The sequence below is a fragment of the Streptosporangium nanhuense genome, assembly GCF_059358815.1.
Map to the genome: position 1 here is coordinate 129,085 of NZ_JCADBG010000011.1, position 15,199 is coordinate 144,283.

19 protein-coding genes are annotated in these 15,199 nt (G+C 69.7%); 5 read left to right on the forward strand and 14 right to left on the reverse strand.

Annotated features, from left to right (window positions below; translation table 11 throughout):
- Positions 1–16: 16 nt before the first annotated feature.
- Positions 17–760 carry a hypothetical protein gene (locus AC5L38_RS21945; protein ID WP_495244691.1) on the reverse strand — a complete coding sequence of 248 codons (744 nt, stop codon included), beginning with the start codon at positions 758–760 and terminating at the stop codon, positions 17–19.
- A complete protein-coding gene (locus AC5L38_RS21950; protein ID WP_495244692.1) occupies positions 747–1,259 on the reverse strand; it encodes a SigE family RNA polymerase sigma factor in 513 nt (170 codons plus the stop codon). Before AC5L38_RS21950 ends, AC5L38_RS21945 begins: the two co-directional genes overlap by 14 nt.
- A 130-nt stretch (positions 1,260–1,389) precedes the next feature.
- Between AC5L38_RS21950 and AC5L38_RS21955 the strand changes: the two genes are divergently transcribed.
- From AC5L38_RS21955 to AC5L38_RS21970, 4 genes are all read left to right on the forward strand, one after another.
- Positions 1,390–2,346 carry a hypothetical protein gene (locus AC5L38_RS21955; protein WP_495244693.1) on the forward strand — a complete coding sequence of 319 codons (957 nt, stop codon included), beginning with the start codon at positions 1,390–1,392 and terminating at the stop codon, positions 2,344–2,346.
- A 252-nt stretch (positions 2,347–2,598) separates the two neighbouring features.
- Positions 2,599–3,636, forward strand: coding sequence for a MerR family transcriptional regulator (locus AC5L38_RS21960; RefSeq protein WP_495244694.1), 1,038 nt, complete (start codon positions 2,599–2,601; stop codon positions 3,634–3,636).
- A gap of 63 nt (positions 3,637–3,699) precedes the next feature.
- Entirely contained in the window at positions 3,700–4,212 is a 513-nt protein-coding gene (locus AC5L38_RS21965; RefSeq protein WP_495244695.1) for a hypothetical protein, read from the forward strand.
- Between the two features lie 80 nt (positions 4,213–4,292).
- Positions 4,293–4,994 (forward strand): GOLPH3/VPS74 family protein, encoded by a 702-nt coding sequence (locus tag AC5L38_RS21970; RefSeq protein WP_495244696.1) that lies wholly within the window; start codon positions 4,293–4,295, stop codon positions 4,992–4,994.
- A 201-nt stretch (positions 4,995–5,195) separates the two neighbouring features.
- On the opposite strand, the gene AC5L38_RS21975 is transcribed toward AC5L38_RS21970, so the two are convergent.
- Positions 5,196–5,813, reverse strand: coding sequence for an alpha/beta fold hydrolase (locus tag AC5L38_RS21975; RefSeq protein WP_495244697.1), 618 nt, complete (start codon positions 5,811–5,813; stop codon positions 5,196–5,198).
- Between the two features lie 246 nt (positions 5,814–6,059).
- Here AC5L38_RS21975 and AC5L38_RS21980 point away from each other — a divergent pair, with 246 nt between their 5' ends.
- On the forward strand, positions 6,060–6,215 hold the full coding sequence (locus AC5L38_RS21980) for a hypothetical protein (RefSeq protein ID WP_495244698.1): 156 nt from the start codon (positions 6,060–6,062) through the stop codon (positions 6,213–6,215).
- 7 nt (positions 6,216–6,222) lie between these two features.
- Here AC5L38_RS21980 and AC5L38_RS21985 read toward each other — a convergent pair whose 3' ends face one another.
- The 11 genes from AC5L38_RS21985 to AC5L38_RS22035 all read right to left on the reverse strand — a co-directional run bounded on the left by AC5L38_RS21985 (position 6,223) and on the right by AC5L38_RS22035 (position 15,136).
- Entirely contained in the window at positions 6,223–6,876 is a 654-nt protein-coding gene (locus AC5L38_RS21985; protein WP_495244699.1) for a hypothetical protein, read from the reverse strand.
- A 266-nt stretch (positions 6,877–7,142) separates the two neighbouring features.
- A complete protein-coding gene (locus AC5L38_RS21990) occupies positions 7,143–7,970 on the reverse strand; it encodes an alpha/beta fold hydrolase (protein WP_495244700.1) in 828 nt (275 codons plus the stop codon).
- A 58-nt stretch (positions 7,971–8,028) separates the two neighbouring features.
- Positions 8,029–9,636, reverse strand: coding sequence for an alpha/beta hydrolase (locus AC5L38_RS21995; protein WP_495244701.1), 1,608 nt, complete (start codon positions 9,634–9,636; stop codon positions 8,029–8,031).
- A gap of 63 nt (positions 9,637–9,699) precedes the next feature.
- Positions 9,700–9,822 carry a hypothetical protein gene (locus AC5L38_RS22000; RefSeq protein WP_495244702.1) on the reverse strand — a complete coding sequence of 41 codons (123 nt, stop codon included), beginning with the start codon at positions 9,820–9,822 and terminating at the stop codon, positions 9,700–9,702.
- A gap of 159 nt (positions 9,823–9,981) precedes the next feature.
- The gene (locus AC5L38_RS22005) at positions 9,982–10,878 is read right to left on the reverse strand and encodes a DUF5996 family protein (RefSeq protein WP_495244703.1); all 897 of its coding nucleotides are present in this window, start codon (positions 10,876–10,878) and stop codon (positions 9,982–9,984) included.
- Positions 10,879–10,881: 3 nt separating this feature from the next.
- On the reverse strand, positions 10,882–11,085 hold the full coding sequence (locus tag AC5L38_RS22010; RefSeq protein ID WP_495244704.1) for a lipase family protein: 204 nt from the start codon (positions 11,083–11,085) through the stop codon (positions 10,882–10,884).
- A gap of 253 nt (positions 11,086–11,338) precedes the next feature.
- Positions 11,339–12,229, reverse strand: coding sequence for an NmrA/HSCARG family protein (locus tag AC5L38_RS22015; protein WP_495244705.1), 891 nt, complete (start codon positions 12,227–12,229; stop codon positions 11,339–11,341).
- A gap of 157 nt (positions 12,230–12,386) precedes the next feature.
- The gene (locus AC5L38_RS22020; RefSeq protein WP_495244706.1) at positions 12,387–12,530 is read right to left on the reverse strand and encodes a hypothetical protein; all 144 of its coding nucleotides are present in this window, start codon (positions 12,528–12,530) and stop codon (positions 12,387–12,389) included.
- A complete protein-coding gene (locus AC5L38_RS22025; RefSeq protein WP_495244707.1) occupies positions 12,508–13,395 on the reverse strand; it encodes a pirin family protein in 888 nt (295 codons plus the stop codon). Before AC5L38_RS22025 ends, AC5L38_RS22020 begins: the two co-directional genes overlap by 23 nt.
- 5 nt (positions 13,396–13,400) lie before the next feature.
- Positions 13,401–14,069: an NADPH-dependent F420 reductase gene (locus AC5L38_RS22030; RefSeq protein ID WP_495244708.1), complete on the reverse strand. Its 669-nt coding sequence runs from the start codon at positions 14,067–14,069 to the stop codon at positions 13,401–13,403.
- The gene (locus tag AC5L38_RS22035) at positions 14,066–15,136 is read right to left on the reverse strand and encodes an LLM class flavin-dependent oxidoreductase (RefSeq protein ID WP_495244709.1); all 1,071 of its coding nucleotides are present in this window, start codon (positions 15,134–15,136) and stop codon (positions 14,066–14,068) included. The genes AC5L38_RS22030 and AC5L38_RS22035 overlap by 4 nt, the downstream gene beginning before the upstream one ends.
- Between the last annotated feature and the right edge of the window lie 63 nt (positions 15,137–15,199).

Genomic DNA, 15,199 nt, shown 5'->3' on the forward strand with positions numbered 1-15,199 from the left:
ACCACCTGACGAAGCACTACTGGTCGTCGGCGGTGAGACCTTCGGCGATCTTGATCAGCTCGCGGTCGACGGCTTTGGCGTTGGGGAATCTCCTCGCGTACGTGGGGCTGAACATGATCTCGGCCCGCCGCTGCTCCCCCATGTTCAGGATGAGCGCGGGGGTGCCCTTCATGCCGTCCTCGCCGACGTTTTCGATGACCGAATAGCCGGTCCGGTCGCCGACAGTCACCTCCTCGCCCTCCCCCTCGTCGCGATACCCCCGCACGCGGTCGTCGACCTCCTGGACGGCCTCCCCCTCGTACACGAAGATCTGCACGCAGTAGAAGCCGTTCTTGTCGCCGTCGAAGTTCCACGAGGTCGAGTAGCTGTCGCCGTGGTCCACCGACCAGTGGCCCCACCGCAGGCCCTCGGGCAGGTAACCCACCCTGACGTGCTTGAGCGTCCTCCCGTCGCCCAGGTCCCCGAGGCTGGGAGGGGCGGACGGCACGGGCGGGGTGTCGTCGATGGCGGGCGGCCCCTGCGTGTCGGAGACGGCCGGCGTCTCCGACACGGCGGGCGTCTGCACGGCGCCCGGGGCCACCGCCAGGTAGAGGGGGCCTGCCGCGAGGACGGCCACCGACGTGGCCAGGGCCGCGACCCTGCCCCGCGTCCTCATCCGCCTCGTGGACCGGATGACCCGGTCCCCCAGGTCGGGTGCGGCGTGCAGCCTCGCGGTCTCCTCCGCCATGACCTGGCGGAGGTGTTCCTCAAGCGTGGGCACTGCCGATCACTCCTTCCACGGATGCCTCGCCGAGCGCTGCACGCAGCTTGGCCATCGCCTTCGACGTCTGACTTTTCACCGTGCCGACCGTGCAGCCGAGCACCTCCGCGGTCTGCGCCTCGCTGAGGTCCTCCCAGTAGCGCAGGACCACCACCGCGCGCTGCCGGGGAGGCAGGCCACGCAGCGCGTCCATGAGCAGGTGGCGCAGATCGACGTTGGTCGAACGCTCCGCCCTCTCCGGCAGGATGCGCACCGGGATGATGTTCAGGATCGCCCGGCGGCGGGCCCGGCTGATGGCGGTGTTGATGATGACGCGGCGCACGTAGGGCTCAAGGCTGTCGTGCCGCACCCTGTCCCAGTTCCTGTAGGTACGCTCCAGCGCCGTCTGCAGCAGGTCCTCCGCCTCCGCCTCGTTCCCGCAGGCGAGGTAGGCGACCCGCAGCAGGGTGGAGGCCCTTGCGGCTACGAACGCGCCGAAGTCGTGCTCCGCGCCGCTCACGTCTGTCTGTCCCGTTTCACGCCCCCTAATACGCCTTGGATCCTCCAATAGTTGCCCGAGTGTCGCAGGCAACCTTGTGAGGCGCTCAGGCGTATTGGGGGACGTCACTTCGAACCTCTGGAGGAAACACATGAAGCTCGCGACCGCACCGGTCCGGCCGCTGATCGCCGTCGGCACCGGCCTGGCCGCCGTGGGCGTCGTGGCCGCCGTGGGCGCCGCCGCCCTGCTGGGCCTGCCGAGCGTCGTGAAGGCACCGGAGGCACGTCTCACGGCCTCCGAGTCGGCCCCACCGGAAGGCGCCTACTGGCATACGAGGGTGCTGACCCAGCGCACCGGTCCCCGCCAGATGGGCAGCGGCGCGAATCGATACTGGGTGGTGGAGCAGAGGCTCAGCGAGGAATGGGCCGCGCCCGACGGCAAGGCCTGGTTCGGATACCGGAAGGCGGGGGCGTACCCGAAGAGCGCGGCGGACCGGAAGGCGTGGCGCCGCGACGGCTCGCCGGCCAAGTGGAACCGCACGGCCGACGGCCAGGTCGTGAAGCTGTCGGCCGAGCCGGACAAGGGCCACATCGGGCCCGTACGCGGCAACGACGACAAGTTCTTTCTGGCCGGGCAGCGGCTGACGTACGACGAGGTCCAGCGACTGCCCGCGGACCCGAACGCGTTGAAGTCCTGGCTCTCCGAGGCCGCGCGGGTCCAACGGGCCGAGCGGAACAACGTGGACCAGGACATCACCGGGGCGCTGCCGATGATGCTCCATCGGCTTCCGGTGCCCAAGAACGTCCGCGCCGCGGCCTACCAGGCCTTGCTGACGATGCCCGCCGTCCGTTCGCGGGGAGAGTCCAAGGACGGCATGGGCAGAACCGGCGCGGCCCTGTCGATCGACCACCCGAAGGCCGTTCAGGACAACGGACTGACGATCAAGGACAAGACCTACCTGATCGTGGACACCGACACGATGCTTCTGCTGTCCGAGAGCCAGACGACCACGATCAGCGGCAAGCTGTCCCTCAAGGAGACCAGCACCCGGACCATGCTCGAGGCCGGCTGGACCAACACCGCGCCGGCCGTGCCCGCCCTGCCGTAGCGGCGCACCTGGGTGAGCCCGCCGCCCCTCGCTCTTTCGCCAGGCGCGGGATCGTGCCCGTCGGGAGCCGGCCCGACCTGACGCCGGCCGCGATCGCCCGCGGCGCCGACGACCCGCGCGCCCGTGCGGAGGCGGAGTTCTCCGGCTCCGGGACTCCGCTCGAGCGGATCAGCGCCTGTCCGGGCCGGGGGCGGGACGCCCCGCGGGGCTGCCCGGTGGGCCGCCTCACCCAGGACCCGGAGGTGATGGCCGATGGCCGCCAGCGCCCGGGTACGGGTACGCAAGGTCTTTCGCGTCATTGCCTCCAATTTCTGCGCACGTCTGCGCGCACTGGCCCGGACGACGGAGCCGGACACGGCGGTGTTCGAAGCGCGGGCGCGACTTGAGGAAGCTTTCGAGATCCGAGTCGTCGGCGCGTTGACCCTGTGGTGGGAACACGGTGTCAACTGCGAGCCAGCACCTGACAGCCGACCGCCGGGTCAGACCCAGGAAGGAACCGACGTGGCCTGGAGCACCCGTGAGCTCGCGGAACTCGCCGGCACCACGGTGAACACGATTCGGCACTACCACCGGCTCGGCCTGCTCGACGAGCCCGAACGCCGGGTGAACGGATACAAGCAGTACGGGGTACAGCATCTCGTCGTCCTCCTGCGCATCCGGCGTCTCGTAGAGCTGGGTGTACCCCTTTCCCGGATCGGCGCGATCACCTCGGGCGGCGCCCCCGCTCCGGAAGTGCTGCGCCAGGTCGACGCCGACCTGGCGGCCGAGGTCGAGCGTCTGCGCCGAGCCCGCTCCGACATCGCGATCATTCTGCGCGACGGGGCGCCGGCCGACGCGCCCGCCGGCTTCGAGTCGGTCGCGCCGCGGCTGACCGCGTCCGACACCTCACTCATCCACGTCTTCAGCCAGCTCTACGACGACGACGTGATGAAGGACCTGCGGCGCATGGTGGACGCCGACACGGATCCCATCAGCCACGACATCGACACCCTGCCGCCCGACGCCGACGAGGCGACCCGCCAGAACCTCGCCGAGAAGCTCGCCGCGCGGCTGGCCCAGCATCTGGTCGACTATCCCTGGCTGCGCGATCCCGCCCGGCATCTGTCCAAGAGCGAGCACGTCACGCGCCAGACGTTCATCGACGCCGTCGTCGGGCTCTACAACGCCGCCCAGGTCGATGTGCTGGGCCGGGCCGGAATCCTCGCTCAACAGTACCGAGCCGGTGGCCCGAGGCGGACCCCGGCGGGGAACGCGCCCGATCCTCGGGAATGCCACGAACAGGGCGTTTGACTCTGTGCTGAGCACACGGTCTCTACTCGGTGGTGACGCATCTCCCCGATCGAGGAGCCCGCCGTGAATCCCGTCGAAACGCTCGTTCAGAACTTCCGCGACCTCGTGGCCGAGGTGCCCGAACTGGTCCAGCCGTTCGTCGTCATGCTGGCCGGCGCGATCCCGTTCATCGAAGGCGAGGGCGCATCGCCGATCGGAGTGGTCGGTGGGATCCATCCCGTGGTGGCCGCGGTTGCCGCAGCCGCGGGCAACTTCCTCTGCGTACTCGTCGTCGTGCTGATCAGCTCGCGGGCCCGCGCCGCCGCGGTCGCTCACGGACACCGGCCGAGCAGCCGCGAGGAGCGCCCCGAGTCCAAGGGGCGCCGGCGCTTCCGCCGTTACCTCGTGCGCTTCGGTGTGCCCGGAGCGAGCCTGCTCGGACCGCTGGCCGTGCCGACCCAGTTCACCGCGGCCATGCTCATCGCCTCGGGGACCTCGCGCTCCTGGGTGCTGCTGTGGCAGGCGATCGCGATCGTCTTTTGGACGACGTTGACCACCACCCTGGTCTGGGGTGTCGTCTCGTTCGTGGTGGCTTGACCTCCGGCTCCACCCTCCCCCCGTCGACTGCGTCGCGTTTCCCGGACTCGCGTCGCGTTCCCCGCCGAAAGGATCACGCGATGACACAGCGGCTCGGCCCGCCGACCCTGGCCGAAGACCTTCTGTTACTCCTGTTCCAGCCGTTCTCCGGGCCGGAGGGCACCGGAGTCGTCGCCGGTGAGGAAACGCTTCCCTACGTTCTCGCCGGAGCGATGCTCGCGGATCTCAGCATCGGCCGGCACGTGCGAACCGTACCCGGATGGAGCGGGTCGACCCGGGTGGAAGCCGTCGCCGAGCGGCCACCGACGGACGACCTCCTGCGATCCACGTGGGACTACCTCACCTCGAGGCCGCGAGGCGTCCAGGCGACGCTCGCCGTGATCGGACCGGTCCTGCGCCGCCCCTTGCTCGAACGTCTCATCGAGCGCAACGACATCCACCGATCAACCTGTGTCGAGACCGAAGCGCCCAGAAGGGAGATGTTGACAGACGGCGAATCCGGGCGCCGCAGGAGCCTGCTCCGCGGCGTACGGGGCGTGCTGGTCGGCGAGACGGAGCCGGAGCCCCGCCTCGCCGCGCTCGTGGCACTGCTGTCCGGAAGCGGGATGCTGCCGCGGTTCCATCCCGAGATCCCGCGGACCACCGCGACCATCGCCCGAGCCAAGCAACTCGAGCACGGCGTCTGGGCAGCCGATGCCGCCGCCGACGCGATCGCCCGCAGCTTCGCCGCGACCATCGTCAACAACGTGATACTCGCGGCGGCCGTGCTGCCCAAGCGATGAACGAGCTACACCCCTCGCTCCGGACCGGTGCGGCGCGACCGCTCGCGGAGCCGGACGAAGGCGAGCACGGCCGGATCCATGACGGCCAGAATGATCAGCGAAGGGCCACCGCCGGCCGACCGAAAGCGACTCCACCAGGCCATCCCGATGCGCGTACCGAAGGGACGGGCGTTGTCGAGGAAAGCGATGTCGGCGTCGGGTTCACGAAGCGTCGGTGCTTTTCGTCGCGGATCTCTGGCGTACGTGGCGGAAGGTGGCCCGCACCTCCGCAGCCAGCAGCTCGGGTTGTTCCCAGGCGGCGAAGTGTCCGCCCTTGGGCAGCTCGTTGTAGTGCACGAGGTTCGGGTAACGCTGCTCCACCCAGCGACGTGCGGCGAGATAGATGTCGCGGGGGAAGAGGCTGACGCCGACCGGCACCTCGACCTTCGGGTCGCGGTAGGTGCGGAAGCTCTCCCAGTAGATGCGAGCCGAGGAGGCGGCGGTGCCGGTCAGCCAGTACAACGTGATGTTGTCCAGCATCTCGTCGCGACTGAGCAGGTTTTCCGGATCGCCGTCGTGGTCCGTCCACTGCTCGTATTTCTCGTAGAGCCAGGCCGCCTGCCCCACCGGCGAGTCGGTGAGCGCGTACCCGATCGTCTGAGGGCTCTGGATCTGCTCGTGCTGATAGCCCGACTCGTGGGCCTGGAAGTCACGCCATCGTTGCAGGGCACGCTCCTCCTGCTCGTTCGTGGCTTCCTCGGTGCCGCAGGCGGGGAACATGTTGGAGTGGATGGCCCCGACGGCGGGCTCGCCGATGCCGCCCAGCGCGGTGGTGACCATCGGCGCCGCGGCGGTGCGGGTCCGCGCCCGACTCGAGCAGTTCCACCACCGCCGCCACGTCGTTGGAACGGATCGCAGCTTCCAGTGTCATACCGGCTCCTTCCATGAACGTCTCCCCGTATGCGACACCCTGTTCCAGGAACCGGGTCAAGCGGCCGGCCCGCCGACGCCGACGAGGCGACGCGGCAGAACCTCGCCGAGAAGTACGCACCGTCCCTGGTCCGTACCCTTCGTAACCATCCCTGGATGGACAACGACGCGATGGCCCACGTGTCGAAGGGGAGGTCCGTCACGCGGCAGACATTCATCGACGCGTTGCGGGAACTCCACAACGAGGCCCAGCTCGACGTCATCCACCGCGCCGAAGAGCTGGCCCGCCGGCAGTCGCGGGCGGAAGGCTGACCCGCCGTCAGTCCGCCACCGCGTCCAGCCACCGGTTGTACCGCAGGCGCAGGGCACGCTCGGTGCTGCCCACCGTCGCGCTGATCACGAGCGCGATGTTGAGCCAGGCCGACGCATCGATCGGCGACTCGAAGACACCGAACCGCTCGGCCAGCGGCGGAAACCGGGAGATCGACTCGGCGGTCTGCAGAAGGCCGAGGATCAGCGGCACGAGGATCAGGACGAGGGAGATCACGCCGATCCAGCGGCTGAGCAACGGACGCTCGCGGTCGAGCCGGGCGCGGCGCCCCTCGGCCGAGCGCGGATCCGGCACGAGTTGCTGCTCGGTCCCGTCGTCGGCGACGAAGTGGCACCGCCGGAGGCCGAAGGCCGACGTCTCCACCTCGATCGCGCCGCCCTCGATCGGGAAGACGGCAGGGAGCCTCGCCCGCTCGAAGTGCCGGCCGTCGCGATACAGGTGGGCTTCGGTGTCGAGGTTCTCGTTGCTCTTCATGTGGTTCACGTCGACCGCGTATTCCGCCGGCCGGCCCGCGCCGGCGTCCGCGGGAAGATAGAGCAGGGACCGGGACAGAGGCTGCCACCAGCGGAATCGCTTCAGCGCGTGCCCGTCCCCGAGTTTGAGGCGCTGGATGGCTCGGCGCCGCCGCCATTCTTCGAACACCCGGTCATCAAAAACCATGTTCCAGGGACACGGTCAAGCATGACCGGCCCCTGCACGTACGCACCGGCGCGCAAGGTGGCACCGGGGCAAGGGCGGTTGCGGACTTCTCGAGCGGGCGTCATCCGCTGCCGGTCAGTGATGCCGGCAGCGCCCGCTGCCGCGGCGGGCCGAGGTCGAGCTCCGTCTCGCCGTGAAACCCCGCACCGGGCCGAGCACCAGAAAGCGCAGCCCGAGCCGAACCTGCGGCTCCGGTGCCATCGTCGGCCTCAGCGGCTCCAGGAGCCCCCGCCCCGTTCGGCCTCCGCGAGGACCCCGGCCAGCTCCGCCGGGCGGGACAGGAAGGCGGAGTGGGAGCTGTCCAGCGTGACCACCCCCGTCGCCGCGACGGAAGCGGCGTCGATGGCCCGCACCAGGCGGCGCTGCAGGACCTCCGGGATCGCGTTGTCCTTGGCACAGACGATGTACGAGTGTGGGACCGCGCCGAAGCGCTCCCGGGTCACCGTCACCTTCTCGGCGGCGAACTGCGCGGGCGCGTCGTTGCTGAGCAAGGCGATGGCCGCCTCGGCCGTCGACACGTCGACGTCGCCGTAGAACAGCTCCCGGATCTCATCCCGGAGGGCAGGGTTCGCCGGGTCGAGACGCAGCGCGCCGACCACCGCGGGGTCGGCGACCAGCACCCGGTCAAAGGAGTGGTAGCTCGCGGCGAGTTCGGCCACGGACGCGGTGACAGGGACGTACGCGCTGAGATAGACGAGGTGGGCGAACAACTCGGGAGCGAGCTCGGCGGCGGCGGTCGCGATCACGCCACCGAGGCTGTGCGCGACGACGACGCCGGGCTCGCCGTTCCCGGCCAGCCGGATCCGGTCGACGAGCGCCTCGGCGGCATCGCGCACGCTGACGCCGGCGACCGGCGAGAGCTCGGTGGCCAGCGCCGCCGGATCGAAGGGCCGCGCCGAGCGGGCGAACGGCGGCCGGCTGTTCAAGCCGTGCCCCGCGAGGTCCACCCCGACCGACGGTATGCCACGAGCGGCCAGGTGGGGGGTGACCGAGGCCCAGCACCAACTGCCGTGCCACGCGCCGTGAACGAGAATCATCGGTCGCATGCTGCCCACCCTGGGTTCGTCATCAACACGACACCGCCTTTCCGCCGGCTCAGACCGAACATTCCGGCATCGGCTCCGGCAGCTTGAGATCGATCAGATAGTCGGCGGCGATCTTGTCGACACACGTGTTGGCCCCTCCGGAGACAACCGTGTGCCCCTCGCCCTTCACGGTCAGCAAAGCGCTGCCTAGGGTCTCGGCGAGTTTGACGCCGCCCGCGTGCGGGGTCGTCGGGTCACCGGTGATCGAGATGACGAGCGTCTTCGGAAGGCCTTGAATGTTCTGGGCGTACGGAATGCCGAGAGTCGGCGGCGCCGACCAGAACTCGCATCCGTCCCGGGCGCCCCGCCCGACGTCGCCGCCCGGGCTCATGAAGGGGGCGACCTCGAACGCCCGGGCGCGCAACCGGGCGACGTCCTGCGGGGTGAGGCGCCGCTCGTCCATGCAGTTGATCGCGAAGAGGGCCTCGGTCACGTTGCCGTTCACCGCGTTGTCGGCCGCACCGCCGCCGAGGTCCTGGACCAGACGCATCAGACTGTCGCCGCGCCCCTGCCGCACCTCGTTCAGGCCGCGCACGACGGCGGGCCACAGCGTCGGGCTGTACAGTCCCGCCATCACACCGCCGACGGCCCCGTCGAAGTCGAGTTCCTGGCCCAGCGCGGGCACGGGCTTGTCCCGCAGCGGCTGCATGAGCGCCTGGAATCTCGAGGTCCAGGCCTTCGGGTCGGTCCCCAGCGGACACGAGGCGTCCTTGGCGCAGGTGGCCGCCATCACCTCGAACGCTCGCTGGAACCCGCCGTAGGCGGCGAGTCGCCGCTCGATCGTGCCCAGCCCCGGATCGAACGCGCCGTCGAGGATCATCGCCCGCACCCGCTGCGGGAACTGCTCGGCGTAGACCGAGCCGAGCCGGGTGCCGTAGCTCTGGCCGAGCAGGGTCAGCTTCTCGTCGCCCAGAACGGCTCGCAGAACGTCCATGTCGCGAGCGGTCGTGCGGGTGCCCATCGAAGCGAGCCCCTTCGCGCCCCCGGATCCCTCGGCACAGCGGTCGAACACCGCGCGGGTGTCCTCCTCCGTCAGATCGACGGTCAAGGTCAACGTGGGGAACACCTTGTCCCCCCGCGTCGTGCCTTTCTCCGAATGGCAGTCGGCAGCCGGCCTGGTGGCACCGACACCGCGCGGGTCGAAGCCGACGATGTCGAAGGCTTCGGAGATGCGGCTCTTGGCCAGCCCCCGGCTCACGGCCAGCCCGCCCAACACGCCGGAGCCGCCCGGGCCGCCCGGGTTGAAGACCACCGAGCCCTTCGACTCCCCCCGCGCCTTGACACGCAGGACCGCGACGGACGCGGTGGCGCCCTTCGGGTCGTCGTAGTCCAGCGGAACCGACAACCGTGCGCACTGGGCCTTGGGGTCCGCGAGAATCTCCGCTTCCCGTTTGCTGGTGGCGAACTCGGCGCAGCCCGACCAGTCCAGCTTCTGAGAATAGAATTTCGTCAGGTCAGCCGCTGACGAACCGGCGGCCGGCGTGGGTTGCTCGTTCTCTGCCGGCGTGCAGCCCATGGCCGAAATCGCGCAGATCACAAGTACGAGACCAGAGAGGCCGGAGCGGCGGAACACCTGGGCTCGCCGTGCGAAGAGCTGGTCGATCTTCGTTCTGGGCACAGTGCGGACTCCCTTTCGTCCCCGCAAGCCAAAACCATGTTCCCGCCACCGGGTCAAGCCGGACTACTCCGCTGCCGTCCCTGTGCGGATGTCGTGAAGGTCGTGGTCGGCCTCGTCCTGCCTGTCCCGGCTGACGACCTTGGCGGCCGGATTGTCGTAGGCGCCGCCGATCTGGTAATCGAACACCGCGTCCGGGGTGGGCGGCGAGACCGCCCATGCGCACCGTCTAAACATTCGCCGACAACGGCAGCGCTCCGGCCCGGACCGGCCCGGCAGCGACGGCGGCGGGCAAGGCTCGGCGGCCGGCGTCGCGTCCCCTGAGCCCCCGTCCAGGGGACGCGACGGTCACGCCTCCACGGCCGAGCGGTCCCAGGCGGCCAGGTCGGCGGCGGCACCGTAGGTTGCGCGGAGGAAGTCGAGGAGTGTCGCGTCGGGATCGGCTGACTCGGCCACCTTCTCGTACGGAAGCACACACTCCTGCAGGGTCGTGTCGAAGTACGCCTCCGTGCGCTCCCGGTAGCCCGGCGGTTCCGGATACGCGTACGCGTAGAAGGCGCCTTCCTCACCGCCGCCCGGCCAGAAACCGAAGCTGGCCAGCTCGTGCGAGTAGCCCTCGTGCATGACCGATGGCGGGCAGTTGGGCACGCCGCCCGGGTGTTGCGGGGCGGCCCGGCCGGAGAAGCGGGTGTATGCCAGATCCATCGCACCCCAGAAGAAGTGCACCGGGCTGGCCTTTCCCACGAACTCGGAGCGGAAGCGGCTCATCACCCGCTCGGCCTGCAGCAGCTGCCGCCAGAACAGTCGTGCGGCTTCCCCGTCGTACGAGCGGTTCCGGTCGTTCTCGGCGAAGGGGATCGCGAGCTCGACCTCGTTGGGCACGGGGTGGATGCTGGGCTTCAGGCCGAGCGCGGCCAGCGCCTCGAGCGTCTCGCCGTAGAACGTCGCGACGGGCTTCGGTTCGAGAACCACATCGCGCGAGCCGCCGTCGCTGGTGCGCACGCGCAGCCGCTCGTCGACGAAGTCGAACTCGATGTCGAAGACGCCCTTGTCGTACGGCACGGCCGAGGTGGTCAGGCCGCGGGCCGTGGGATAGAGCGTGACGTGCCACCAGTGGTTGGCCGACGGCGTGTACGCCATCCGGATCTTGCCGACGATCTGGGTCCACATGTGCAGGGTGTCGCGGGTCTCGGTCCAGTCGGCCACGCGCAGCCGGGGCCACAAGTTGGTGATTGTTTTCTCCACGGTTCAGCCGATCGATCGGGTGGCGTCGAGGACGATCTCGGCGACCGCGACCGGCTCCGACACGGGAATGGCGTGCGACGCGCCGGCGAGTTCGACGGCGGCGTCGGAGATGACCGGGTAACGGTCGTCGAGCAGGCGCTGGATGACGCCGCCCCAGCTGACGGACTCGGCGAACGCGCCGTGCACCAGAACGACGGTGGGTTTCACTTCGGTTCCTTTCATCGGGCCTGCAGGACAGGTCGCGGCTCCGGCCCAGCAGAAACCATGTTCTCCGAACAGGGTCAAGACCTTGACGGTGTTCCCGCGACATGGTGTCGCATGACACCGAATGCCGGCGGACGACGCAGGAGGTTTGCATGTACCGAAAACGTGGCGCTGTGCTGATCGGGGTGATCGCCTTGCTCGGCACATTCGTCGTGGCCGGGCCGGCTAAGGACGGCTGGCCGCGGCACATCACCAGCTACGACGGCCTCGATTCGAGGAGATCCGCCCCAGGGCCCGCCAGCCAGCGGTCGAAGCGCAGCAGAAAGGGGAACTCCGCGTGCAACGCGTCGAGTTCCGCGTTTCCGGCCAGCCTGCCGTCGTCGACGAGTGCCGCCAACTTGCCGAGGACCTCATCCTGCGCCAGCAGGGTCGTCGGCAGGCGGCTGTAGCTGATCGGCCGGCCGGTGGCCTGGGCCAGCTGCGCGGCCAGGGCGTTGCCGGTGAGAGCGTCACCGGCGATCTCGATGGTGCGGCCGGTATAGAGATCGGGTGAGCCGAAGACCGCGGCGACGACGCGGCCTATGTCGCGTACCGCGATGAACTGCATGGCCTGGTCGGGACGCATCAGGAAGGACAGGTGTCCCCGGGCCAGGCCCATCTCGGGGGTCACCAGGAGTTCCATGAATGTCGCCGGCCGAATGATGGTGCCGGCGATGTCCAGGTTCCGGACGTGGGGCTCGATACGGCTCTTGGTGTCGAGATGGTCGACGCCCGTCGTCGAGCCCGCAGTGATCGCCGAGCTGTAGACGAGGTGGGCGACGCCGCAGCGCTCGGCGATGTCGGCCACCGCCGTGCCGAAGCGGACCTCGTCCTCGTTGGTCACCTCGGCGCCGGCCTGGCCGGAGTTCGGCTGGACACTGAAGACACCGTGGGCGTCGGAGAAGGCGGCGCGGAGCGACTCCGGATCGGCGAGGTCACCACGGACGGTTTCGATGCCGGCGGCGGACAGGGACCGGGCCCGGGGGCCGGACGGATCGCGCACGACCGCGCGGACTGCCCAGCCGTCGGCCCTCAGCGCAGCGGCGACCGATCCTCCCTGCTGCCCCGTGGCGCCCAGGACGACGACGGTTTCGCTGATGTCGGTCATGCCGGCCACGTTGCGCTCCCGGCGATCACGGACGTGTTCCTGACGAACATTGCTGATCCCCCTGGGGTACTGAGAAGTGAGTCGGAGCAGGTTGTCGTTCAGTCCGGACCAGACGACACCCTGTTCTCACCACCAGGTCAAGGTTTCGAGCGGTGCGTCACACTTCAGCGGTGAAGAGCAGGACGCCGGCCGGCGACCATCGGCGGCAGCGTGCGAGCAGCGTCGCGGGCGCGCCGAGCATCGCGATGAAGCGGCGCTCGACCGCTACCCGCGCCAAGTCATCGAGCAAAGTCAAAATCACGCGGGCATTCAACACTGTGTTCCGGCAACAGGGTCAAGTGCCGTCGGCGCCGCCGGTCGATCCCTCGCCGCTCCGAGCCGGAAGAAGCGGAACGGCGAGGCGGCGCCGCACGACGACGGCCGCCGCATCGCGCATCCGGAGCGGGCGGTCGCACAGGGCGAGGCGGCATCATCGGCGCCGGCGGGGCGTGCGGCGGATTCGGCCGGAGGCAGGACGATGGCGAGACGAGCAGGCCGTGCTCGAATCCAGGGTCGATGGACAGCGTGACCGTGGCGTGCGGCTCCAGGTCGAGCTGCGCACCCAGCAGGGGTGTGAACGTCCGCACCGGAGAGGTCTCGCCCGCCACTGAGCCGAGGAAGACCCGCAGCTCGGCCCCGTCGATCCGTACGGGCTCCGGCACGTGGTGCTGGAAGTCACGCCCGGCTTCCCGATCCGCGTCGGGCAGGGCCACCCGCAACTGGACGCCGTGGAGGACCGTGGTGTCCGCGGTGGAGACCTCGGAGTGGGCGATGCCGTGGCCGCCGGTCATGAGATTGAGCTCTCCCGGACGGATGAGCGAGTGGGTGCCGAGGCTGTCGCGGTGCTCGATGGTGCCACTGAAGCGCCGGCTCACCGTCTGCAGCGCCGTGTGGGGATGCGGCGGTAGGTCCATGCCGCCCGCCGGCACCTCGACCGGTCCGTAGTGGTCGGCGAAGCACCAGGCGCCGATCGGTGTCCGAGCCCGCCGGGGAATCGTGCGCCGCACCCGCAAGGCCCGCGGTCCGCCCAAGGGCACGTCGCGGGCCGAGAGCACCTCGACCCCGGTGGTGCCTCCGACCTGTGTCATGGACCGCATCACTTCCGAGGCCGCTTCCGGATCGCTCACTTGGATCACTCCACGATCGGGTTGCGCACGGCTGCCTGGGTCAGAAGTCGGAGCTCGGCGGCCTGGACGTTGGCGCCGAAGGCGGCGGTGCCCGGCTCGAGCCGGACACCCTCGGCGAGAGGTCCGATAGGCACGGGGTCGAAGCCCAGGTCATCGACGAGCGCCGCGACCTCGGTAACGTCCGCCTCGCTGTCACCGGCGACCGCGATCGCCTTGCGGCCCGGTGCCCCGGCGGGCCGGCCCTCGTCCTCCAGGTCGTGGTACCCCATGTGGTTGAAGGCCTTGACGACGCGTGCACCGTCGAGGAAACGCCGCACCTCCTCGCTGGAGGAGACGCCGGGCGCGAGGAACCGCTCGCGGGGCCCGTCGACCTCCCACCAGTGGTTCATGGTGTCGATGACGAGCTTGTGGCGCAGCTCGTCGGTCGGGAGCGCGCGATACTTGCTGAGCGGGAGGGCGAGAATCACGACGTCGGCGTCCCGTACGGCTTCGGCGGACCAGACGGCGGAGGCGCCGGGCGTCAGGACGTCGATGGTGAGGGCGATCTTCGCGGGGTCCCCCGACCCCGCGACGAGTACTCGGTACCCGGCGGCGAGAGCGAGGCGGGCCAGGACCGTGCCCACCTTGCCGGCCCCGAGGATGCCGATGGTGCGTACGGCCGTGCGCACCGTCATCGGGCCACCTCCAGCGTGCTGGGCTCCTCGGCGAGCAGCTCGCGCACCATTGGGATCACCTTGGTGCCGTACAGTTCGACGGCGCGCAGACGGTCGCCGGCCGAGACGGAGCCGGCGGCGGAGTAGATCAGGTCGAAGCGCCCGACATCGAGCGTGCGGATGGCACGGGCCATCTTGCGCGCGACGGTCTCGGGCGAACCGACGTAGAGGGAGCCGTGCTCGACGTCGGCCTCGAACTCCTCACGCCGCACAGGGGGCCAGCCGCGCAGGGCGCCGATGCGGTCGCGCATCTCCTTGTAGCCAGGCCAGAAAAGTCGCTTGGCCTCCTCGTCGGTCTGGGCGACGAAGCCGGGCGAGTGCACCCCGACCGGGTAGGCGGTGGTCTCCAGCTGTTCCGTGGCGCGCCGGTACAGGTCGACGTACGGGGCGAACCGGTCGGGCGCACCGCCGATGATCGCGAGCATGAGCCGGAACCCGTACCGCGCGGTCCGGATGACGGACTGGGGCGACCCGCCCACACCGACCCAGGTCGTCAGCCGCCCGGACTCCGTCTTGGGGAACACGTCGGCGTCCTTGAGCGCGGCGCGCGTGGTGCCCTCCCACGTGACCGGTCCCTCGTCCAGCAGCTTGTGGAACAGGTCGATCTTCTCCTCGAAGAGGATCTCGTAGTCAGCCAGGTCATACCCGAACAGCGGGAAGGACTCGGTGAACGACCCGCGGCCCAGGATCACCTCGGCGCGCCCGTTCGAGAGCGCGTCGACCGTGGCGAAACGCTGGAAGACGCGCACCGGGTCGTCGGAGGACAGGACTGTCACACCCGAGGCGAGGAGGATGCGCTCGGTCCTGGTGGCGATGCCGGCCAGCACCGTCTCGGGAGTGGAGATCGAGTACTCGGGGCGGTGGTGCTCACCGAGGGCGATGACATCCACGCCGACCTGGTCGGCGAGGACCGCCTCGTCCACGACAGCGCGGATCGCCTGACCATGGGAGACGACATTTCCTTGATCGTCGCGAGGTAGGTCGCCGAAGCTGTCGATACCGAACTGGACGGCGGTGCTGTCGGTCATGGGTTCGCTCCTTGTGGGATCCGGGTCTCACCGTGATTGGGATTGACGTGTCAATCCTGTAAC